This window comes from Pseudomonas sp. 210_17 TE3656, assembly GCF_054821965.1.
Genome location: NZ_JBTRBC010000001.1, coordinates 1438997 through 1457983 on the forward strand (window position 1 = coordinate 1438997; position 18987 = coordinate 1457983).

Consider the following 18987-nt stretch of genomic DNA (forward strand, 5'->3'; position numbering starts at 1 on the left):
CACTGGGATATCACACCCTCGGTGGGAGCGGGCTTGCCCCGCGATTCACTCCTTCTTCACCCTGAACCAAGCGGCATACAGCGCCGGCAGGAACAACAGCGTCAACGCCGTCGCCACAATCAGCCCGCCCATGATCGCCACCGCCATCGGCCCGAAGAACACGCTGCGTGACAGCGGGATCATCGCCAGTACCGCCGCCAGCGCGGTCAGCACGATCGGCCGGAAACGCCGCACCGTCGCCTCGATAATCGCCTGCCAACGGTCCAGTCCGGCAGCAATGTCCTGCTCGATCTGATCGACCAGGATCACCGAGTTACGCATGATCATCCCCGACAGCGCGATCGTCCCGAGCATCGCCACAAAGCCGAATGGCTGGCGGAACACCAGCAGGAACAAGGTCACCCCGATCAACCCCAGGGGCGCGGTGAGGAACACCATCACCGTGCGCGAGAAGCTGCGCAGCTGCAGCATCAGTAAGGTCAGCACCACCACAATGAACAGCGGTACGCCGGCGTTCACCGACTTCTGTCCGCGCGTGGAGTCTTCCACCGTGCCACCGACTTCCAGCAGGTAACCATCCGGCAGTTCGGCACGTACCGGATCCAGGGTTGGCAGGATCTGCTTGACCAGCGTCACCGGCTGTTCCTTGCCGTAGATATCAGCGCGGACGGTAACGTTAGGCAGGCGGTTGCGGTGCCAGATGATGCCCTCCTCGAAACCGTACTCAAGCGTTGCCACCTGCGACAGCGCCACGCTTTGGCCGTTGTCGGTCGGCACCGCCAGGCTTGGCAGGTTGGCAAGCTCGGTACGCTCCTGGCGGGTGCCGCGCAGGAGGATCTCGATCAGTTCGTTGTCTTCGCGGAACTGGCTGACCGAGGAGCCGGTCAGCGAGCTTTGCAGAAACTTCGCCAGGTTGGCCGTGCTCACCCCAAGGGCGCGGGCGCGGTCCTGGTCGATGTTGAGGTAGACCACCTTGCTCGGCTCTTCCCAGTCCAGGTGCACGTTGACCACATGCGGGTTCTCGCGCACCTTGGCCGCCACCTTGCGCGCCAGGGCACGTACCTGCTCGATGTGCTCACCGGTGACCCGGAACTGCACCGGATAGCCCACGGGCGGGCCGTTCTCCAGACGGGTAACCCGCGAGCGCAGGTCAGGGAACTGCTCATCGAGGGTGGCGATCAGCCAGCTGCGCAGGGCTTCACGCTCTTCAATGGTCTTGGCCAGCACCACGAACTGGGCAAAGCTGGCCGCCGGCAATTGCTGATCCAGCGGCAGATAGAAGCGTGGCGAACCGGTACCGACATAGGCCACGTAGTTATCGATACCCGCACGTTCTTTGAGCATCGCTTCCAGGCGCTTGACCTGCTCGGCGGTGTTACTCAGCGACGCACCTTCGGCCAGTTTCAGGTCAACCATCAGCTCCAGGCGTCCGGACGCCGGGAAAAACTGCTGGGGCACGAAACGGAACAACAGGATGCTGCCGATGAACAGCGCGATGGTCGCCACGATCACCGTCTTGCGCCGTTCCACACACCAGCCCACCAGGCGCCGTACACGCTGGTAGAACGGTGTGCCGTAGGGGTCAGGACCACCCTCGGCAGTACCGTGCTTGGCTGCGTGCAGCTTGGCCAGATCCGGCAGCAGGCGCTGACCCAGATACGGCACAAACACCACCGCAGCAATCCACGAGGCAATCAGGGCGATGGTCACCACCTGGAAGATCGAACGGGTGTACTCACCGGTACTGGACTGCGCCGTGGCGATCGGCAGGAAGCCTGCGGCGGTGATCAGGGTGCCGGTGAGCATCGGGAATGCCGTGCTGGTCCAGGCGTAACTCGCCGCCTTGATGCGGTCGAAACCCTGCTCCATCTTGATCGCCATCATCTCGACGGCGATGATCGCATCGTCCACCAGCAGCCCCAGGGCCAGTACCAATGCCCCGAGGGAAATCTTGTGCAGACCGATCCCCAGGTAATACATGGTGGCGAAGGTCATCGCCAGCACCAGTGGAATGGCCAGGGCCACCACCAGGCCGGTACGCATGCCGAGGGAGAAGAAGCTCACCAGCAATACAATCGCCAGCGCCTCGACCAGTACCTGGACGAACTCGCCGACCCCGGTCTTTACCGCGGCGGGCTGATCCGAGACCTTGCGCAGCTCCATACCGGCTGGGAGATTCTGGGCAATACGGGCAAACTCGGCTTCCAGCGCCTTGCCCAGCACCAGAATATCGCCACCGGGCTTCATCGACACCGCAAGGCCAAGGGCATCCTGGCCCATGAAACGCATACGCGGTGCGGGTGGGTCATTGAAGCCACGGCGCACCTGAGCCACATCACCGATACGGAAGGTGCGGTCACCCACCCGGATCGGGAACTGCTCGATCTGCTCGACCGTGTCGAAGCGTCCGCTTACCCGTAGCTGCAAACGCTCGCTGGGGGTCTCGAAGAAACCGGCGGTGCTGACGGCGTTCTGTTCTTCCAAGGCCTGCTGCACGGCCGCCAGGGGCAACCCCAGGGTCGCCAGCTTGAGGTTGGACAGCTCGATCCAGATCTTCTCGTCCTGCAGCCCGAGCAGCTCGACCTTGCCCACGTCCTTGACCCGTTGCAGCTGGATCTGCACGCGGTCGGCGTAGTCCTTGAGCACGGCATAGTCGAACCCTTCGCCGGTCAATGCATAGATGTTGCCGAAGGTGGTGCCGAATTCATCATTGAAAAACGGGCCCTGGATGCCAGGCGGCAAGGTATGCCGGATATCGGCGACTTTCTTGCGGATCTGGTACCACAATTCGGGGATATCGGCCGAGTGCATCGAATCGCGGGCCATGAAGGTGACCTGCGACTCGCCGGGGCGGGAGAACGAAACGATCTTCTCGTACTCTCCGGTCTCCATCAGCTTCTTTTCGATGCGTTCGGTGACCTGGCGCGAGACCTCCTCGGCGCTGGCCCCCGGCCAGATGGTGCGGATCACCATGGCCTTGAAGGTGAAGGGCGGGTCTTCGCTCTGCCCCAGCTTGGTGTAGGACAAGGCGCCGACCACAGCCAGCAGAATCATCAGGAACAGCACAATTTGCCGATTGCGCAGGGCCCAGGCGGAAAGGTTGAAACCCATCGGGACTTACTCCTTGGCCGCCAGATTCACCACACGATTGGAACGATCCACCGGGCGCACCTGTTGCCCCTCCTGGAGCACATGCACGCCGGCCGCCACTATCCAGTCCGAAGCATTGAGGCCTTCGAGCACCGGCACACTGTTTTCGCCATAAGCCCCCACGCGCACCGGAACACGCTTGAGGGTGTTGTTGGCATCCACACGCCAGACGTAGGTCTGGCCGTTCTCTGCGGTCAGCGCCGACAGCGGCACCGCCAGCGGCACCTGTTCGGCATGTTCGATGAACACCCGGGCGCTCTGACCAAGCTCCGCCGGTACCTTGCCAGCGCTGAAGGCGATCCGCGCAGCGTAAGTCCGTGAACGCGGATCAGCCGAGGGTGACAGTTCGCGAATGCGCCCGTTGAAGCGTTGGTCCGGTTGCGACCACAGCTCGACCGCCACTGGCTGGCCGACCTTGAAGCGCCCGAACTGCTGCTCCGGCAGGCCGATCAACACCTCACGCTCGCCATCGGCAGCCAGGGTGAACACGGTCTGACCGGCGGCAACCACCTGGCCCACTTCGACCTGACGCTTGGCGATCACCCCGTCCTGCGAGGCGCGCAGCACGGCGTATTCAGCCTGGTTACCGGCCACGTCGAATTCGGCCCGCACCTGTTTGAGGCGGGCAAGACCGGCACGGTAGAGGTTTTCGCTGTTGTCGTACTGGGAACGGCTGACCATCTGCCGGTCGAGCAGGGTCTTGTAGCGATCACGCTCGGCCTTGACCAGGTTCAGGTTGGCTTCGGCGGCGGCCAGTTGCGCACGGCTGGCCTCCAGTTGCAGCCGCACATCCTGCGGGTCGAGTTGGGCCAACGGTTGCTCGGCCTTGACCCGCTGCCCCTCCTCCACCAGACGCTTGCTGACCTTGCCGCCGATCCGGAACGCCAGCTCCGGCTCGAAGCGCGCACGCACCTCGCCCGGGTAGCTGTCGGCAGCGGCGCTGGCCGGTTGCGGCTGCACCACCATGGCGGGGCGCAGGGAAGTCTGTGGCGCGCTCTCCTGCCCGCAGGCAGTTAGCAGCAAGGCGAGGCCGACAGGCAGAGCGAGGGGCAAGGCATGGCGCAACATGATGAATGACCTTTCGCGAGTGACGCTTTGAATATTTATACTGGCGAGTATATTAAATCAGCGCACTCCCCCGGGGAAGCGTCAGGTCAAGAGAAAAAACGCATTAACAGGCTTTCGTTATGACGATATCTGCCAGCCCGGGAAGGGTCGGCGATGTACCATGTCCACTTACCGGAATCTGTACAAGTTACCCATGCCCAACGATCTCACCGCTCCCGTCGGCCCCGGCCGGCCCAAGGACCTGGCAAAGCGCCAGGCCATTCTCGAGGCGGCCAAGCAGCTGTTTCTTACCCTTGGCTATGCCAGCACCAGCATGGATGCGGTCGCGACAGCGGCAGGTGTTTCAAAATTGACGGTCTACAGCCACTTCACGGACAAGGAGACGCTGTTCACCGCGGCGATCTCGGCCACCTGTACGGCGCAGTTGCCGGAGCTGATCTTCGAGCTGCCCGACGGCGTGCCGCTGGAGCAGGTGCTGCTCAACATCGGTTGTGGTTTTCAGGCGTTGATCAGCAGCGACCAGTCAGTGCAACTGACCCGGCTGATCATGACCCTCGGCACCCAGGACCCCAAGCTCAGCCAGATCTTCTTCGAAGCCGGCCCGTTGCGGGTGCTGCGCGAAATGGAGGTGTTGCTGCAGCGCGTCGACCAGCGCGGTCTGTTGCGCATCGAGCATCCCGACAAGGCAGCGGAACACTTCTTCTGCCTGCTCAAGGGCGCGCCGAACTATCGCCTGCTGCTCGGTTACTCACCGGCCCTGGACGCCGAAGCCGCCCAGGCCCATGTCGAAGAAGTGGTGACGATGTTCATGCGCGCCTATCGGCCCTGATCAGGCCTTGAGGGCCTTCTTCGGGTAGATGTCGTAGCGGCTCGACTTGCCCTCCAGGCTGTGGCTGGGCTTGGGCCCGTCGATGATCGGTGCCTTGCGCGGGCGCTTGACCACCACCCGGTGGCTGGCCAGCGCCAGGGCGGCTTCAAGCAGCGCTGGCGCGTCCAGGTCATCGCCGACCAAGGGGCGGAATACGCGCATTTCCTTTTTCACCAGGGCGCTCTTGTCCCGGTGCGGGAACATCGGGTCGAGGTAGATCACCTGTGGTGGCTCGCCCTGCCAGTTGCGCATGCGCTCGATGGCGTTACCGGTGAGCAACTGCATGCGCGCGACAATCGGGCCGACCTCGGCGTCAGTCGCGGCCCGTGCCAGACCGTCCTCCAGCAGTGCGGCGACCAGCGGCTGGCGCTCGATCAGGGTCATCTGACAGCCCAGGCTGGCCAGCACGAAGGCGTCCTTACCCAACCCCGCCGTGGCATCGAGCACCTGCGGGCGCACGCCCTGGGCAATGCCCACGGCCTTGGCAATCATCTGCCCGCTGCCGCCACCGAACACCCGCCGGTGCGCCGCTGCGCCTTCGACAAAGTCGACACGTACCGGGCCGGGCGCCTGCGGTCCGAGCTGCTGGATCTGCAGGCCGCATTCGCCGACCTGCACGGCGAAAGCCGCGTTATCGTCCGCCACAGGCAGGTCCAGGCGCTGCGCCCACTCTTGAGCCTTGGCCTGATAATCGGCTGTCAGTGCCTCGACCCGGATACCGCCGTCCGCCAGTTGCTCCACCTTCAAATCCTGTACTCAAAAAAATTAAATGATCGCCGGCCTCGGCCGATATACGAAGTATTCGCTATTTTGCCAGACCTTCACGGCCCGCGACTGCCATGACCGACATTCTTCAGCTCAGCTCAGGTTACTTATCGCCCGTTGGCGATTATGGCCGGCACAATACCCAGGCACTGGGCGGCGTCAGCCACCTGTGGCAGGATTTTTTTGCCCGCGCCCTGGCCGAGCAACAGGCTGAAGGAACACAAGCGGACAGCGTCGTCGCCGAGCAATTCGACAAGGCCACTGGCGAGCCCCTGGGCGCTAGCCGGGTCCTGGCGCAGATTCATACGCAGCGTCTGTGCAACGTCCAGGACACCGAGATCGCCCCACCCGAACCCTTGTTCCTGCCGATCGCCGAGTTCGAACCGGAACTGCTGGAAAAGCTCGCGCCACCTTTCAGCGACGTCGAACTGATCGAGCAACAGCGCCAGCTGGATATCAGCAATACCTGGGTTCGCCCGGTGGTCATGAACCAGGGCCATCCGCTGCCGGAGCCCGGGCCAGGACCGGCACCAAAAGCACTGTACCTGCCAATCGCCGAGTTCGAGATGGAACTGCTGGACAAGGCACCTGAACCCTTTGACGAACCGACCCTGGTCGCCCAGCAATCGGCACTCGACTTCGACACCCGCTGGGCCCGCCCGGTGGTGCTGAACAACGTACGCATCGCTGCCTAAGCCTCAGCAGCAAGCGATCAACGCCTGAACAGCTGGTTCAACTGATCGAACGGCATTGCCTGTTCGCCATAGGTAAAGGTGCCCTGGCCCAGGATTTCCCCGGCGCCCCGGTAAAACGCGCCATAGGCTGCACGCATCAGCGACGAGCCGACACTGATGCGCCGCACGCCCAGGTCCTGCAACTGATTGACGCTCAAATGCACGCCACTCATGCCCATCAGCACATTCACAGGCTTGGGCGCGACGGCCTGGACCACTGCACGTATTTCATCTGCCGTGCGCAATCCCGGGGCATACAGGACATCTGCTCCGGCTTCGGCAAAAGCCTGCAGGCGGGCGATGGTGTCATCCAGGTCCATGCGCCCATGCAGCAGGTTTTCTGCGCGGGCACAGAGCATGAAGGGGAAGTCCAGACTGCGCGCGGCGGCCACCGCCGCTTCGACCCGCTCCACGGCGTGATGGAAGCTGTAGATCGGCTCATCGGGATTGCCGCTGGCATCCTCGATGGAACCGCCTACCAGGCCTGCCTGTGCGCCCTGCACAATCGCCTCGGCACAACCTTTGGGGTCATCGCTGAAACCGTTCTCCAGATCGGCCGCCACCGGCAGCGCCGTGGCATCGACAATGGCACGGACATTAACCAGGGTTTCTTCCAGGGTCATCGCACCTTCGGCATCCGGCCGCCCCAGGGAGAACGCCAGGCCGGCACTGGTGGTGGCCAGCGCCTCGAAGCCGAGACTAGCCAGCAGCCTGGCGGAGCCGGCGTCCCAGGGGTTGGCAATGACGAACGCACGATCGCGCTCATGCAGGGCTTTGAAGGCTTCGGCACGCAGGGTTTGCACATCCATGATCACGACTCCCGGGCAGGCGGCAGGACGCGTTCAGAGCAGGCCGAGCTGTTCGGCCTCAGGCGCCCTGTCCAGTTCAGGCAAGGCCGGCAATCCCGGCAGACGCTCCATCAATCCTCGATGAAAACGCTGCGCCAGGGCAGCGGCCAGGCGATTATCGGCAGTATGCAGGAAAACGTAGGGGCTGCGCCCTTCCTCGATCCACGCCGCCACTTTGTCTATCCATGGCATCAGAAAGGATTCGTTGGCCGCCAGTTCCGGGTGACCGATAAAGCGCACTTGCGGATGCTGACTGAAGGCGGTCGGGCGCGGCGGAACCCGCGGTTTTTTCGACTGGGCATGGAGCACGCCCGGATCAACCGAGGTACAGCTGAACAGCGCGCGCGGATCCAGGCAGATGCGCTCGACGCCACGCCCCTGCAGCAAGCGATTGAGCAGGCGCTCTTCATCGCCCTTGGCAAAAAACGCACGGTTGCGCACTTCGACGGCGACAGGCACATCGACTTCGTCCAGAAAGGCGACCAGCTCGCCTATCCGCGACGGGCCGAATGTCGCCGGCAATTGCAGCCAATAGGGCGCGACCCGTGCACCCAGCGGCTTGAGCAGGTCAATGAAGGTCTGCGCCGCGGCCAGTTGCTCGCGCAGGTCACCGCCGTGGCTGATATCGCCGGGGAACTTGGCGGTGAATCGAAAGTGCGCAGGCATGATCTGCGCCCAGCGTTCGATAGTCGCCGGCGCCGGTCGGGCATAAAAGGTGGTGTTGCCTTCTACCGCATTGAAGACCTGGCTGTAGAGGCCGAGAAATTCGCTGGATCTGGCGTGCGCCGGGTACAGGTACTCGCGCCAGGCGTTTTCACTCCAGGAGGGACAACCGAGAAAATAGGGAAGCGTGGACAGACTCATCCATCAAATGTACAGGTCCAACCCCAGCACTTCCATCTCCCAGTCTACAAAACCTGCGGTGGTCAGGTAGCTGGTCAGGGCCTGGGCGGTGCGCTTGTTGCGCGCCCGGGGGAAGATCATGTCCTGCTGACGCGCAGGCAACCCGCCGCTGCGGGCCTGGCCAGTGCTGGCCTGAGGCTGCACTTCGAATTCGCCGGGCAGGTCCTCGTCCACGTCATCGCTGCGAACCGGTGCTTTGCGCGGGGCCCGTTTGATCGGATAGGACTGTGAGGAAAAGCCGTCGATACGCATGGCGATCTTCTCAGGAGCAATGATGGCAATTTAGCAGCACCGGCGCGCCTGCGCTAATGCCCGATTGATAACTGGACCACAGTTCGGGCAAAAGGTTTTATCTGGCCTGGGAATAACCGACGAACAGCACTCAGCGCGCTTTCGGGGTCGCCACATTGTCGCGCAGGTACACCGGCTGGGCCTGGTCGGCAGCGATGGCCTCGCCGCGTTGCCAGGCGAAGGTGGCCAGGCTCAGCAGGTCCTGGGCATGCGGCAGAAGGCTGGCATCCTGACCGCTGAGCACCACCGGGATACGCTCAGCGTAGCCCCAACCTGTGCCGGCGCCATACCATTCACCGCTGGCACCCTCAGGCAGAACGGCACGCTCGGGTGGCAGCACCGCTTCGCTGCCGAGCAGGCGCATTTCCCCGTCGACGTTGTGATAGCAGCCCCAATACACCTCATCCATGCGCGCATCAATGGCCGCCGCGACCTGGTTCACACCCTGCTCACGCAAGGCACGCTGGGCCAGTACCGCCAGGTTGGACACCGGCAGCACCGGGCGCTCAAGGGCAAAAGCCAGGCCCTGAACCACGCCAATGGCGATGCGCACGCCGGTGAAGGCCCCCGGCCCACGCCCGAAGGCAATCGCATCGACCGCCGCCAGGGTGGTGCCAGCGTCGGCCAGCAGCTGCTGGATCATCGGCAGCAGCTTCTGGGCGTGCAGGCGCGGGATCACCTCGTAATGGCTGGAAACCTTGCCGTCATGCAGCAAGGCAACGGAGCAGGCTTCAGTGGCGGTATCCAGGGCCAGCAAGGTGGTCATCGGTGTATCCAGGCGAAAGAAAAAAGAGCGGCATTATAAACAACAACGGCCCGCAAGCGGGCCGTTGTCTGCACTATCGGGTCGCAATCAGCTCAGGGCTGCCAGCACCTTGGTGGTGATGGCATCCACCGAGCCCACGCCTTCGATATGCGCGTACTTAGGCTTGCCGCCATTGGCCGCCGACAGCTTCTGGTAGAAGTCGACCAGTGGCTTGGTCTGGTCGTGATAGACCGCCAGGCGATGGCGCACGGTTTCTTCGGTGTCGTCTTTACGCTGTACCAGCGGCTCGCCGGTTACGTCGTCCTTACCTTCAACCTTCGGCGGGTTGTAGACCACGTGGTAGACGCGGCCCGAACCTTCGTGAACGCGGCGACCGGCAATACGCTGAACGATTTCTTCGTCGGCGACGGCGATTTCAACCACGGCATCCAGCTCGACACCGGCAGTCACCAGGGCTTCAGCCTGAGGAATGGTGCGCGGGAAACCGTCGAACAGGAAGCCATTCGCGCAGTCAGGCTGGGCGATGCGGTCCTTGACCAGGTTGATGATCAGCTCGTCGGAAACCAGCTTGCCAGCGTCCATGATCGCCTTGGCTTCCAGGCCCAGCGGGGTGCCGGCCTTGACAGCGGCGCGCAGCATGTCGCCAGTGGAGATCTGGGGAATGGCGAATTTTTCGGTGATGAACTTTGCCTGAGTACCTTTACCGGCCCCGGGAGCTCCCAGCAGAATCACGCGCATATTGTGCTCCTCATTTTTGTAAGCAAATCAATGGAGTCGGCGCAGAGGGCCAAGTCCGGAATTGGGTCATGACCACAAATCGGTCAGAAGGCTGCTCAAGATACACAGCGCCTTCAAGCCACACAAGCGGTCGAAAGTCGGAAAAAACCGCATACATCAGCGTTGCAAAGCACAGGTTGCGCCGAGCGCAACCTATTGCTTTGCAAGCATTCTCCCCTCTCTTTGCAGCCCCTCGGCAGTGCGGCGATTTATCTCAACCGGTATTGCGCAAGCCCGCCGCGATGCCCGCGACAGTGACCAGCAGAGCCTGCTCCAGCGGGCTGTCCAGAGCGGCTTCGCGCTTGCGCGAACGCGCCAGCAGCTCAGCCTGCAATAGATGTAGCGGGTCCAGGTAGGTGTTGCGCAGACGGATGAATTCCAGGGTCTCCGGGCTGTGCGCCAGTAGCACCGGCTGGCCGGTCAGGCCCAGCACTACCCGGCACGCCTGCGACAATAGGTCGCGCAAATGTGCACCCAAAGGTCGCAGTTCTGGTTGCACTAGACGTTCGTCGTAGGAGCGGGCGATTTCCGCATCGGCCTTGGCCAGCACCATTTCCAGCATGTCGATGCGGGTGCGGAAGAATGGCCACTGCTCGCGCATCTCGGCCAGCAATTCACCCTGCCCGCGGCTCAAAGCGTTGTTCAGTGCCGCCTCCCAGCCAAGCCAGGCCGGGAGCATCAGGCGGGTCTGGGTCCAGCCGAAAATCCACGGAATCGCCCGCAGGCTTTCAATACCGCCGGCACGGCGTTTGGCCGGGCGGCTGCCCAGGGGCAAGCGTCCAAGCTCCTGCTCCGGGGTGGACTGGCGGAAATATTCGACGAATTCAGGGTTGTCGCGCACCACCCCACGGTAAGCTTTGACCCCATCGGCGGCCAACTCGTCCATCAACGCGCGCCAGGCCGGCTGCGGCGGCGGTGGCGGCAGCAAGGTCGCCTCCAGCACCGCTGCCAGGTACAGGTTGAGGTTCTGTTCGGCGATGTCCGGCAGGCCGAACTTGAAGCGGATCATCTCGCCCTGTTCGGTGGTGCGGAAACGTCCCGCCACTGAGCCCGGTGGTTGCGACAGGATCGCCGCATGGGCCGGGCCGCCGCCACGCCCGACGGTGCCGCCGCGACCGTGGAACAGCAGCAATTCGACCTCCTGTTCGCGGCAGATCCGCACCAGGGTCTCCTGTGCGCGGTACTGGGCCCAGGCGGCCGCCGTGGTGCCAGCGTCCTTGGCCGAATCGGAGTAGCCGATCATCACTTCCTGCGGGCCATGCAAGGCGCTGCGGTAGCCCGGCAAACCCAGCAGGCGCTCCATCACCGGACCTGCGTTATCAAGGTCTGCGAGGGTTTCGAACAACGGCACCACGCGCATTGGCCGCAGGACACCGGCTTCCTTGAGCAGCAGCTGCACGGCGAGCACATCGGAAGCGGCACCGGCCATGGAAATCACATAAGAGCCCAGGGACGCGGCAGGCGCGGCAGCGATCTCGCGACAGGTGGCGAGCACCTCGGCGGTGTCAGCCTGTGGTTTGAAGTAGCCGGGCAGCAGCGGCCGCCGGCTGTTGAGTTCCTGTTGCAGAAAGGCGATACGCGCGTCTTCATCCCACTCTGCGTAACGTCCCAGTCCCAGGTACTCGGTTATCTCACTCAGCGCCGCGGTATGCCGGGCGGCATCCTGACGCACGTCCAGACGCACCAGAAACAGGCCGAACGTCACTGCCCGACGCAGGCAGTCAAGCAACGGGCCATTGGCGATCACCCCCATGCCACAGGCGTGCAGCGACTCGAAACACAGGTGCAAGGGCTCGAACAGGTCATGGTTATGCTGCAACACCAAAGGCGAAGGTGTTTGCGGCGCCTGCAAGGCACTGTGCGCCCAGGCACGGGTTTCGCGCAGGCGATCACGCAACTGCTTGAGCAGCGCCCGGTAAGGTTCGGCAGAATCGCCCACCTTGGCCCTCAGCGCCTCGCTGGCTTGCTGCATGGACAACTCGGAGGCCAGGGCATCGATATCGCGCAGAAACAGGTCAGCGGCCATCCAGCGCGCCAGCAACAGCACTTCGCGGGTGACCGGGGCGGTGACATTGGGGTTGCCATCACGATCACCGCCCATCCACGAGGCAAAACGGATGGGCGCGGCCTCCAGCGGCAAGTGCAGGCCGGTAGCCTCATGCAGGGCCTTGTCGACTTTGCGCAGATGATGGGGAATGGCGTGCCAGAGCGAATGCTCAATCACCGCAAAGCCCCACTTGGCCTCATCCACCGGAGTTGGCCGGGTGCGGCGGATCTCCTCGGTGTGCCAGGCTTCGGCGATCAGCCGCTGCAGACGTTCGCGGATCTGCTCGCGTTCGGCGGGAACCAGGTCGCGATGATCCTGGGCGGCCAATTGTGCGGCGATGGCATCGTACTTCTGGATCAACGTACGGCGTGCCACTTCGGTGGGGTGGGCGGTCAGAACCAGCTCGATACTCAGCTTGCCGAGCTGACGCGCCAGTGCATCGTCACTGTGCCCGGCCGCCTTGAGTCGGGCCAGAAGTTCGGGCAACACCCGCGCTTCGAAAGGATCGGCCTGGCCTGCGTCGCGGCGGCGAATCAGCTGGTACTGTTCAGCGATGTTGGCCAGGTTGAGGAACTGGTTGAAGGCCCGCGCCACCGGCAGCAGTTCGTCTTCAGCCAGGTCGTTGAGGGTCGAGCTCAGCTGTTCGGCAGCGCCGCTGCGATCAGCCTTGGCGCTGCGCCGGATGTCTTCGATTGTTTGCAGAAACGCTTCGCCGTGCTGCTCACGAATGGTGTCCCCCAACAACTCGCCCAACAAATGAACATCTTCACGCAAGCGCACATCGATATCAGTCATCAGCCTTGTCTCCGGCATTCCTGGAAAACCGCTCTGGTCCCAGAGTGCCCCACTACCGGTCATGCTTTCAAGGCAGACCAAAGGCGGCGCAGAAGCTACGCTGAAATCTGAGCCCTGAGGATTGATGAGGTGATCATGAAAATTCGTGAACTTGCCCGGCACTGGGAACAGAACGCCAAAGGCCGCCTCAGCCCCACCGGCCATGTCCTGCATCTGGATGTGGAGTCGGCAGCGCGTCTGGCCGCCCTGGCTGAAATGTACCCCAAGCGCCGCCCCGAAGAACTGCTCGGCGAGCTGCTGGGGGCGGCCCTCGAAGAACTGGAGGCGAGCTTTCCCTATATCCAGGGCCAGCACGTGATCGCCACTGATGAGGAGGGCGATCCGCTCTATGAAGATATTGGCCCTACTCCGCGTTTCCTGGCCCTGTCACGTCGCTATCTGCAGGACATGAGCAAATCGAGCCATTGACGGCCATCGCGGGGCAAGCCCGCTCCCACAGGTGATCACCCGGTGGGAGCGGGCTTGCCCCGCGATGCTGTTACTCCTGAACCTGCTGCGGCGTTTCCTGGCCCAGGCAGCGCACCGCCTGCTTCTTGTTGTCCACCAGCACCCCGGTAAGCCCTTTCTGCGACATATCGAACATCACCAGCACACCATCAACGCACTGGGCCACCTGGTTGGCCGGCTTCAGCGAGATCTTGTAATCCTCCCCCGGCACTGTCTTGAGCATGGTGAAATCAGATAGCAGCAGCGCATCTTCAGGTTTGGCGAAATGCAGATAGCCGTAATACCAGAGTGCGCCCACCGTACCGATGATGCTGCAGACACCGGTGATGATCAGGGGAATTGCGTTGCGTTCTTCACTCATTGTGACGTCTCGTCAGGGTAATTGGGGACTTCGGCCAAACGCCGCAGTCCATTGAAATGTTCCGGGTCATCGAGAAAGCGCAGCATCACCTGGCGCCAGGTGCGGTCGGCAAAGGTCTGCACATGGCCGCCCCGGGTCAGTTGCAGCACGCGTGGCGGCGGGGCCGCCTGGTACAGCTGGATGCCGTTAGCCAAAGGCACGATCGGGTCGTCGATGCTGTGGAAAAACAGCTTCGGTGATGATTTGAGCCGGGCAATCGAATGAATCGCGCTGTCGCCATCGGGCACCAGCCACGACAATGGCACCTGGAATGGCCAGGTCAGCCATGAATTGCTCAGGGCAAAACGCCCGACCTGACGGTAACTGGCCGGTACGCCATCGAACACCAGGGCCTTGAAGCGCTGGCCCTGCTCAGGGTGCTGGGCCAGATAATGAATGGCCATGGCGCCGCCCAGGCTCTGCCCCAGCAGCACCTGCGGCTTGCCCTGCACTTCCGGCGCCTGGTCCAGCCACGCCAGTGCTGCGGCAATGTCCTGGTATACCTGCGGCAACGCCGGCTTGCCCTGGGACAGCCCATAGCCGCGGTAGTCCAGCAACAGCACCTGATAGCCCTGCTCCGGCAGCCACCAGCTGCCACCCAGATGCCAGGCCAGGTTGCCGCCGTTGCCATGCAGGTGCAGCACCGTGCCCTTGACCTCGACGCCGGCCTTGGCCGGTAACCACCAGCCGTGCAGGCGTGTACCGTCCGCTGCGGTGAGCGTCAGGTCGCGGTACTCAAGCTTGGCTTTCTCGGGGGTGAACGGCTGGCCAGGCTCGGGGTAGAACAGCAGCGAACTGCAACCGCCCAGACTCAGCAACACCAGCAGCAGGCCGAAAAACCCGCGCCCTGCTTCAGAGAATGTTCGAATAATCGGCTTCAATCCGGTCCAGGCTCAGGTGGTTGAGGAAGTTGGAGAAACACATCCAGGCCGACAGCGCGTTGAGGTCGCGAAACTGCTCCGGCAGGTATTTGGGTGGTTCCACCAGGCCTTCATCGACCAGTTGGCGCAAGGTGCGCATGTCCTCAAGGGTGGTCTTGCCGCAGAACAGCAAGGGGATCTGTTCGAGCTTGCCCTTGCGCACGGCCAACTGAATATAGTTGTAAACCATGATGAAGCCCTTGAGGTAGGACAAGTCCTTGGTAAATGGCAAGCCATTGGGTACCGAGCCACGGAACACCCGGCTGGCGTTGCCATAACTCTCCGGCATGCCGAAGCCCTGGGCGCGGAAGAACTCGTAGACCTGCATGAAGTCGGCGCCCTCCTCGACCATGTGAATGGCCCGGGTGCGGTTGGTCAGCTTGCGCAGGCGGCTCGGGTAGGAGGCAAAGGCGATGACCTCCATGAGAATCGCCAGGCCCTCCTGGGTCACGGTCGACGAGGGCGGGCCCTTGGCCAGGAAGGTGCAGATCGGCTGGTTCAGGCCGTTGAGAGTGGTGCCCACGTGCACCAGGCCCTCATGTACCTCCAGCGCGCGCACATCGCGGCTGTTGAACATGGCGTCGGCGCGGATCTTGATGTAATCGGCCCCGGCCGCGGCATCGGCGACGATACCATCGGACTCGAACACCCGGATGGTGTCCTCGGCTTCGTTGAACACTTTGTTCAAACGGCCCTGGAGCATTTCCACGGCCTGTTTGGCGGTGAGGTTCTTCGGTTCGTCCTTGAGGTCGCCGCGGCCGTCGATGTTGTTCAGGTAGTCGGAAAGCATCAGGCCGAGGTCGGCCAGGGTCGGATCACCGGCATGGAAGGCATCGGACGCTGCGCCATACAGTTCCTGGGAGATCAGACCGAAATCTTCGGTGCCGCGCGCTTCGAGCATGCGCACCACCATGCGGTACTCCTTGCACATGCGCCGCATGATCTGCCCGACCGGGTTGAACTGGCCCAGCTGGCGGGTGATGTCGCGCTCGATGTTCTGGAACTCGAGCTTCACCGCACCGGAGTCGAACGACAACGGCCGCCCCTGATAATAGGCGCGATCGACTGCCGGCGGCTCTTTGCCTTTGGCCTTGAGAAAACCCTGGCGGATGCTGTCGTCCCACTTCACCGCATCGAGCACGCGAATGGGCGTTTGCGCCAGGACAATGCGATCAGACAGGGCACGTATCGTCTGCTGGTACTCGTCCACCCTACACTCCTTGAATTGAGACTATTACTTGCCAGCCCGCTGGAACCGCGCCACCTCGATGAACAGGTCGGAGTTGGCCGGATCGTCCAGATAAGCCAGGACACGCTCGGCCGGACTGTCGATCAGCACGCCTTCGCCGTTTTCCTCCGACACCTCATAGGTGCGCCCGCTGAGCTCTTTTTTCTTCACGGCCTGGCTGACCTGTTCAACGTCGAGGTTGTAGACCACCAGTTCCTTGCGTTCGATGATTTCGAAGCCACCGATCAGGAAGTTGCCGCCCAGACGCTTGGGTACGCCGGCCGAGAGGTACCAGCGGTTGCCGTGTCGGGACACGGTGAAGACGTACTCATCACGTTTCTTGTCCTTGCCGATGGCCACCGCCTTGTAGGCGTCGCCGCCGCTGCGGCTGATCTGCAGGGTCAGCGGTTCGCCCCAGGCGTCCTTGCTGGTCCATTTGCCAAGCAGGGCCTTGGGCGCCGCCTCATTGGCCGGCATAGGCTCATTAAAGGTCACCAGACAACCGCCAAGCAGCAAAAACGACAGCGCCAACAGCAGACTTCTGGCTTTCATCGGGTTCTCCTTGAAATAGGGTCGCGGCTCACACGGCGGCCAGTACCAGATGCAGGTACCGGGTAAGGATAGCGAGCATCTGCGCTTGCGCATCGGCGCGTGAGCCGTCGAGCAGGCCCTGATATTCCATCTGCTCGATAATCGCCGTCAACACCAGCGCATCCTGCTGTGGCTGACGCGAGCCCACAACCTGCAACATCTGGCCGGCGCCACGCAGCAGAATCTGCTCGTGCAGCTTGACCAGCTCGGCCAGACGCGGGCACAGCAACGCCTCCTGGCGAAAGGCCTGCTCGGCCATCAGGAAGTCGCGACGGTTGTGCAACTGGCGCTGCACGTAGTCGGCCATCATCTTCGCCACTTCATCGGCCAGACGCGCCCGGCACTGCGGGCTGTGATCGCCCTGCGCGAGCAACTGACGCAGCAGCACCTCGGTGTGCTCCCACAGTTTGGCCATGTAGGCCGCACTGCGCTCCACATACTGGGCGAAGGTATCGGTGAGCAGGTCTTCGATGTCTTTGAAGTAGTAGGTGGTCGCCGACAGCGGCACCCCGGCCTCGGCCGCCACCGCGCGGTGACGCACGCCACGCACCCCCTCGCGAACGACAATGCGCATGGCCGCGTCGAGAATGTCCTGGCGGCGCTGCTCGCTGCCCTGGCGGCTGGCCTTGCGGCCCTGGTACTGAACACTTTCGGCGACTGTCGTGGCAACGCCAGCGGCACCTTGTTGAGCCATTGCAGGAGTCACTGCTGACCTCCCCCCATGAAGTGGATTCGAAAGAAGAATTTTCTACAGGCATGAAAAAGCCGCCCCGGAAGGCGGCTTGTTCAGAACACTCAGGCCTGTGGACGCATGTGCGGGAACAGGATCACATCGCGAATCGATGGCGAGTTGGTCAGCAGCATCACCAGACGGTCGATACCGATACCTTCACCGGCGGTTGGCGGCATGCCGTATTCCAGGGCGCGGACGAAGTCGGCGTCGTAGTGCATGGCTTCGTCGTCGCCGGCGTCCTTGTCCGCCACCTGGGCCATGAAACGCTCGGCCTGGTCTTCCGCGTCATTGAGCTCGGAGTAGGCGTTGGCGATTTCGCGGCCACCGATGAACAGCTCGAAGCGGTCGGTGACGTTCGGGTTCTCGTCGTTGCGACGGGCCAGCGGCGAGACTTCGAACGGGTACTGGGTAATGAAGTGCGGCTGCTCCAGCTTGTGCTCGACCAGCTCTTCGAAAATCATCACCTGCAGCTTGCCCAGGCCTTCGAAGCCAAGGACCTTGGCGCCGGCTTTCTTGGCGATAGCGCGGGCCTTGTCGATGTCGTTCAGGTCGTCGGCGGTCAACTCAGGGTTGTACTTGAGGATCGAGTCGAACACCGACAGGCGTACGAACGGCTCGCCGAAGTGGAACACCTTGTCGCCGTACGGCACGTCGGTGCTGCCCAGAACCAGCTGCGCCAGTTCACGGAACAGCTCTTCGGTGAGGTCCATGTTGTCTTCGTAGTCAGCGTAGGCCTGGTAGAACTCGAGCATGGTGAACTCGGGGTTGTGCCGGGTCGAAACGCCTTCGTTACGGAAGTTGCGGTTGATCTCGAAGACTTTCTCAAAGCCACCAACCACCAGACGCTTGAGGTACAGCTCCGGCGCGATACGCAGGAACATGGCCATGTCCAGGGCATTGTGGTGGGTTTCGAACGGCTTGGCTGCGGCACCACCGGGGATGGTCTGCAGCATCGGCGTTTCCACTTCGAGGAAGTCGCGCTTGATCAGGAAGTTGCGGATATGGTTGATGACCTGCGAACGCACGCGGAAGGTATCGCGCACTTCTTCGTTGACCATCAGGTCGACGTAACGCTGGCGATAGCGCTGCTCGGTGTCGGTCAGGCCGTGGTGTTTGTCGGGCAGCGGGCGCAGCGACTTGGTCAGCAGGCGCACGTTGGTCATCTCGACGTACAGGTCGCCCTTGCCGGAACGCGCCAGGGTACCTTCGGCGGCGATGATGTCGCCCAGGTCCCAGGTTTTCACCGCGGCCAGGGTTTCTTCCGGCAGGGTCTTGCGGTTGACATAGACCTGGATGCGTCCGGTCATGTCCTGGATCACCATGAACGAGCCACGGTTGAGCATGATGCGGCCGGCAACCTTGACCGGAATCGCTGCAGCTTCCAGCTCTTCCTTGGTCTTGTCGACATACTGTTTCTGCAGGTCGTTGCAGTAGCTGTCACGGCGGAAGTCGTTGGGGAAGGCATTACCCTTGGCACGCTCGGCGGCAAGCTTTTCCTTGCGCAGGGCGATCAGGGTGTTTTCTTCCTGTTGCAGGTCTTGCGGGTCGAGTTTGAGGTCGCTCATGTCGTTACATTTTCCATCAGGGGTTCATTGC

The 18987-nt window shown here is 62.7% G+C and carries 18 protein-coding genes; 3 read left to right on the top strand and 15 right to left on the bottom strand.

Annotated features, from left to right (window positions below; all coding sequences use genetic code 11):
• Nucleotides 1-45 precede the first annotated feature (45 nt).
• Both ACVI9W_RS06850 and ACVI9W_RS06855 read right to left on the bottom strand, forming a co-directional pair.
• The gene (locus tag ACVI9W_RS06850; protein WP_461529563.1) at nucleotides 46-3111 is read right to left on the bottom strand and encodes an efflux RND transporter permease subunit; all 3066 of its coding nucleotides are present in this window, start codon (nucleotides 3109-3111) and stop codon (nucleotides 46-48) included.
• Nucleotides 3112-3117: 6 nt separating this feature from the next.
• Nucleotides 3118-4218 carry an efflux RND transporter periplasmic adaptor subunit gene (locus ACVI9W_RS06855; protein WP_461529564.1) on the bottom strand — a complete coding sequence of 367 codons (1101 nt, stop codon included), beginning with the start codon at nucleotides 4216-4218 and terminating at the stop codon, nucleotides 3118-3120.
• 193 nt (nucleotides 4219-4411) lie between these two features.
• Here ACVI9W_RS06855 and ACVI9W_RS06860 point away from each other — a divergent pair, with 193 nt between their 5' ends.
• A complete protein-coding gene (locus ACVI9W_RS06860; RefSeq protein ID WP_461531798.1) occupies nucleotides 4412-5047 on the top strand; it encodes a TetR/AcrR family transcriptional regulator in 636 nt (211 codons plus the stop codon).
• Here the strand turns inward: ACVI9W_RS06860 and ACVI9W_RS06865 are convergent, their stop codons facing one another.
• Nucleotides 5048-5827: a class I SAM-dependent methyltransferase gene (locus tag ACVI9W_RS06865; RefSeq protein WP_461529565.1), complete on the bottom strand. Its 780-nt coding sequence runs from the start codon at nucleotides 5825-5827 to the stop codon at nucleotides 5048-5050. It abuts the gene before it with no gap.
• Nucleotides 5828-5925: 98 nt separating this feature from the next.
• On the opposite strand from ACVI9W_RS06865, the gene ACVI9W_RS06870 reads away from it, so the two are divergent.
• Entirely contained in the window at nucleotides 5926-6546 is a 621-nt protein-coding gene (locus tag ACVI9W_RS06870) for an energy transducer TonB (RefSeq protein WP_461529566.1), read from the top strand.
• 17 nt (nucleotides 6547-6563) lie between these two features.
• Here ACVI9W_RS06870 and ACVI9W_RS06875 read toward each other — a convergent pair whose 3' ends face one another.
• The 6 genes from ACVI9W_RS06875 to ppc all read right to left on the bottom strand — a co-directional run bounded on the left by ACVI9W_RS06875 (nucleotide 6564) and on the right by ppc (nucleotide 13012).
• The gene (locus tag ACVI9W_RS06875) at nucleotides 6564-7394 is read right to left on the bottom strand and encodes an isocitrate lyase/PEP mutase family protein (RefSeq protein ID WP_461529567.1); all 831 of its coding nucleotides are present in this window, start codon (nucleotides 7392-7394) and stop codon (nucleotides 6564-6566) included.
• A gap of 33 nt (nucleotides 7395-7427) precedes the next feature.
• Nucleotides 7428-8297, bottom strand: a complete 870-nt coding sequence (locus ACVI9W_RS06880; RefSeq protein WP_461529568.1) for a DUF72 domain-containing protein — start codon at nucleotides 8295-8297, stop codon at nucleotides 7428-7430.
• Between the two features lie 3 nt (nucleotides 8298-8300).
• On the bottom strand, nucleotides 8301-8588 hold the full coding sequence (locus tag ACVI9W_RS06885; RefSeq protein ID WP_045189599.1) for a hypothetical protein: 288 nt from the start codon (nucleotides 8586-8588) through the stop codon (nucleotides 8301-8303).
• 130 nt (nucleotides 8589-8718) lie between these two features.
• A complete protein-coding gene (gene tsaB / locus ACVI9W_RS06890; RefSeq protein ID WP_157193769.1) occupies nucleotides 8719-9393 on the bottom strand; it encodes a tRNA (adenosine(37)-N6)-threonylcarbamoyltransferase complex dimerization subunit type 1 TsaB in 675 nt (224 codons plus the stop codon).
• Between the two features lie 87 nt (nucleotides 9394-9480).
• Complete coding sequence (adk, locus tag ACVI9W_RS06895; protein WP_038614076.1) at nucleotides 9481-10131, bottom strand: adenylate kinase; 651 nt, start codon at nucleotides 10129-10131, stop codon at nucleotides 9481-9483.
• 253 nt (nucleotides 10132-10384) lie between these two features.
• A complete protein-coding gene (gene ppc / locus ACVI9W_RS06900; RefSeq protein ID WP_461529569.1) occupies nucleotides 10385-13012 on the bottom strand; it encodes a phosphoenolpyruvate carboxylase in 2628 nt (875 codons plus the stop codon).
• Between the two features lie 135 nt (nucleotides 13013-13147).
• On the opposite strand from ppc, the gene ACVI9W_RS06905 reads away from it, so the two are divergent.
• Nucleotides 13148-13480, top strand: a complete 333-nt coding sequence (locus tag ACVI9W_RS06905) for a hypothetical protein (RefSeq protein ID WP_038614081.1) — start codon at nucleotides 13148-13150, stop codon at nucleotides 13478-13480.
• A gap of 70 nt (nucleotides 13481-13550) precedes the next feature.
• On the opposite strand, the gene ACVI9W_RS06910 is transcribed toward ACVI9W_RS06905, so the two are convergent.
• The 6 genes from ACVI9W_RS06910 to lysS all read right to left on the bottom strand — a co-directional run bounded on the left by ACVI9W_RS06910 (nucleotide 13551) and on the right by lysS (nucleotide 18956).
• Nucleotides 13551-13880 carry a lipoprotein gene (locus tag ACVI9W_RS06910; protein WP_038614083.1) on the bottom strand — a complete coding sequence of 110 codons (330 nt, stop codon included), beginning with the start codon at nucleotides 13878-13880 and terminating at the stop codon, nucleotides 13551-13553.
• The gene (locus tag ACVI9W_RS06915; RefSeq protein WP_461529570.1) at nucleotides 13877-14800 is read right to left on the bottom strand and encodes an alpha/beta hydrolase; all 924 of its coding nucleotides are present in this window, start codon (nucleotides 14798-14800) and stop codon (nucleotides 13877-13879) included. Before ACVI9W_RS06915 ends, ACVI9W_RS06910 begins: the two co-directional genes overlap by 4 nt.
• A complete protein-coding gene (locus ACVI9W_RS06920; RefSeq protein WP_038614088.1) occupies nucleotides 14772-16049 on the bottom strand; it encodes a flavohemoglobin expression-modulating QEGLA motif protein in 1278 nt (425 codons plus the stop codon). Before ACVI9W_RS06920 ends, ACVI9W_RS06915 begins: the two co-directional genes overlap by 29 nt.
• A gap of 24 nt (nucleotides 16050-16073) precedes the next feature.
• Complete coding sequence (locus ACVI9W_RS06925; protein WP_461529571.1) at nucleotides 16074-16619, bottom strand: hypothetical protein; 546 nt, start codon at nucleotides 16617-16619, stop codon at nucleotides 16074-16076.
• Nucleotides 16620-16647: 28 nt separating this feature from the next.
• Nucleotides 16648-17352 (bottom strand): TetR/AcrR family transcriptional regulator, encoded by a 705-nt coding sequence (locus ACVI9W_RS06930; RefSeq protein ID WP_157193781.1) that lies wholly within the window; start codon nucleotides 17350-17352, stop codon nucleotides 16648-16650.
• A 101-nt stretch (nucleotides 17353-17453) separates the two neighbouring features.
• A complete protein-coding gene (gene lysS / locus ACVI9W_RS06935) occupies nucleotides 17454-18956 on the bottom strand; it encodes a lysine--tRNA ligase (protein WP_038614096.1) in 1503 nt (500 codons plus the stop codon).
• Between the last annotated feature and the right edge of the window lie 31 nt (nucleotides 18957-18987).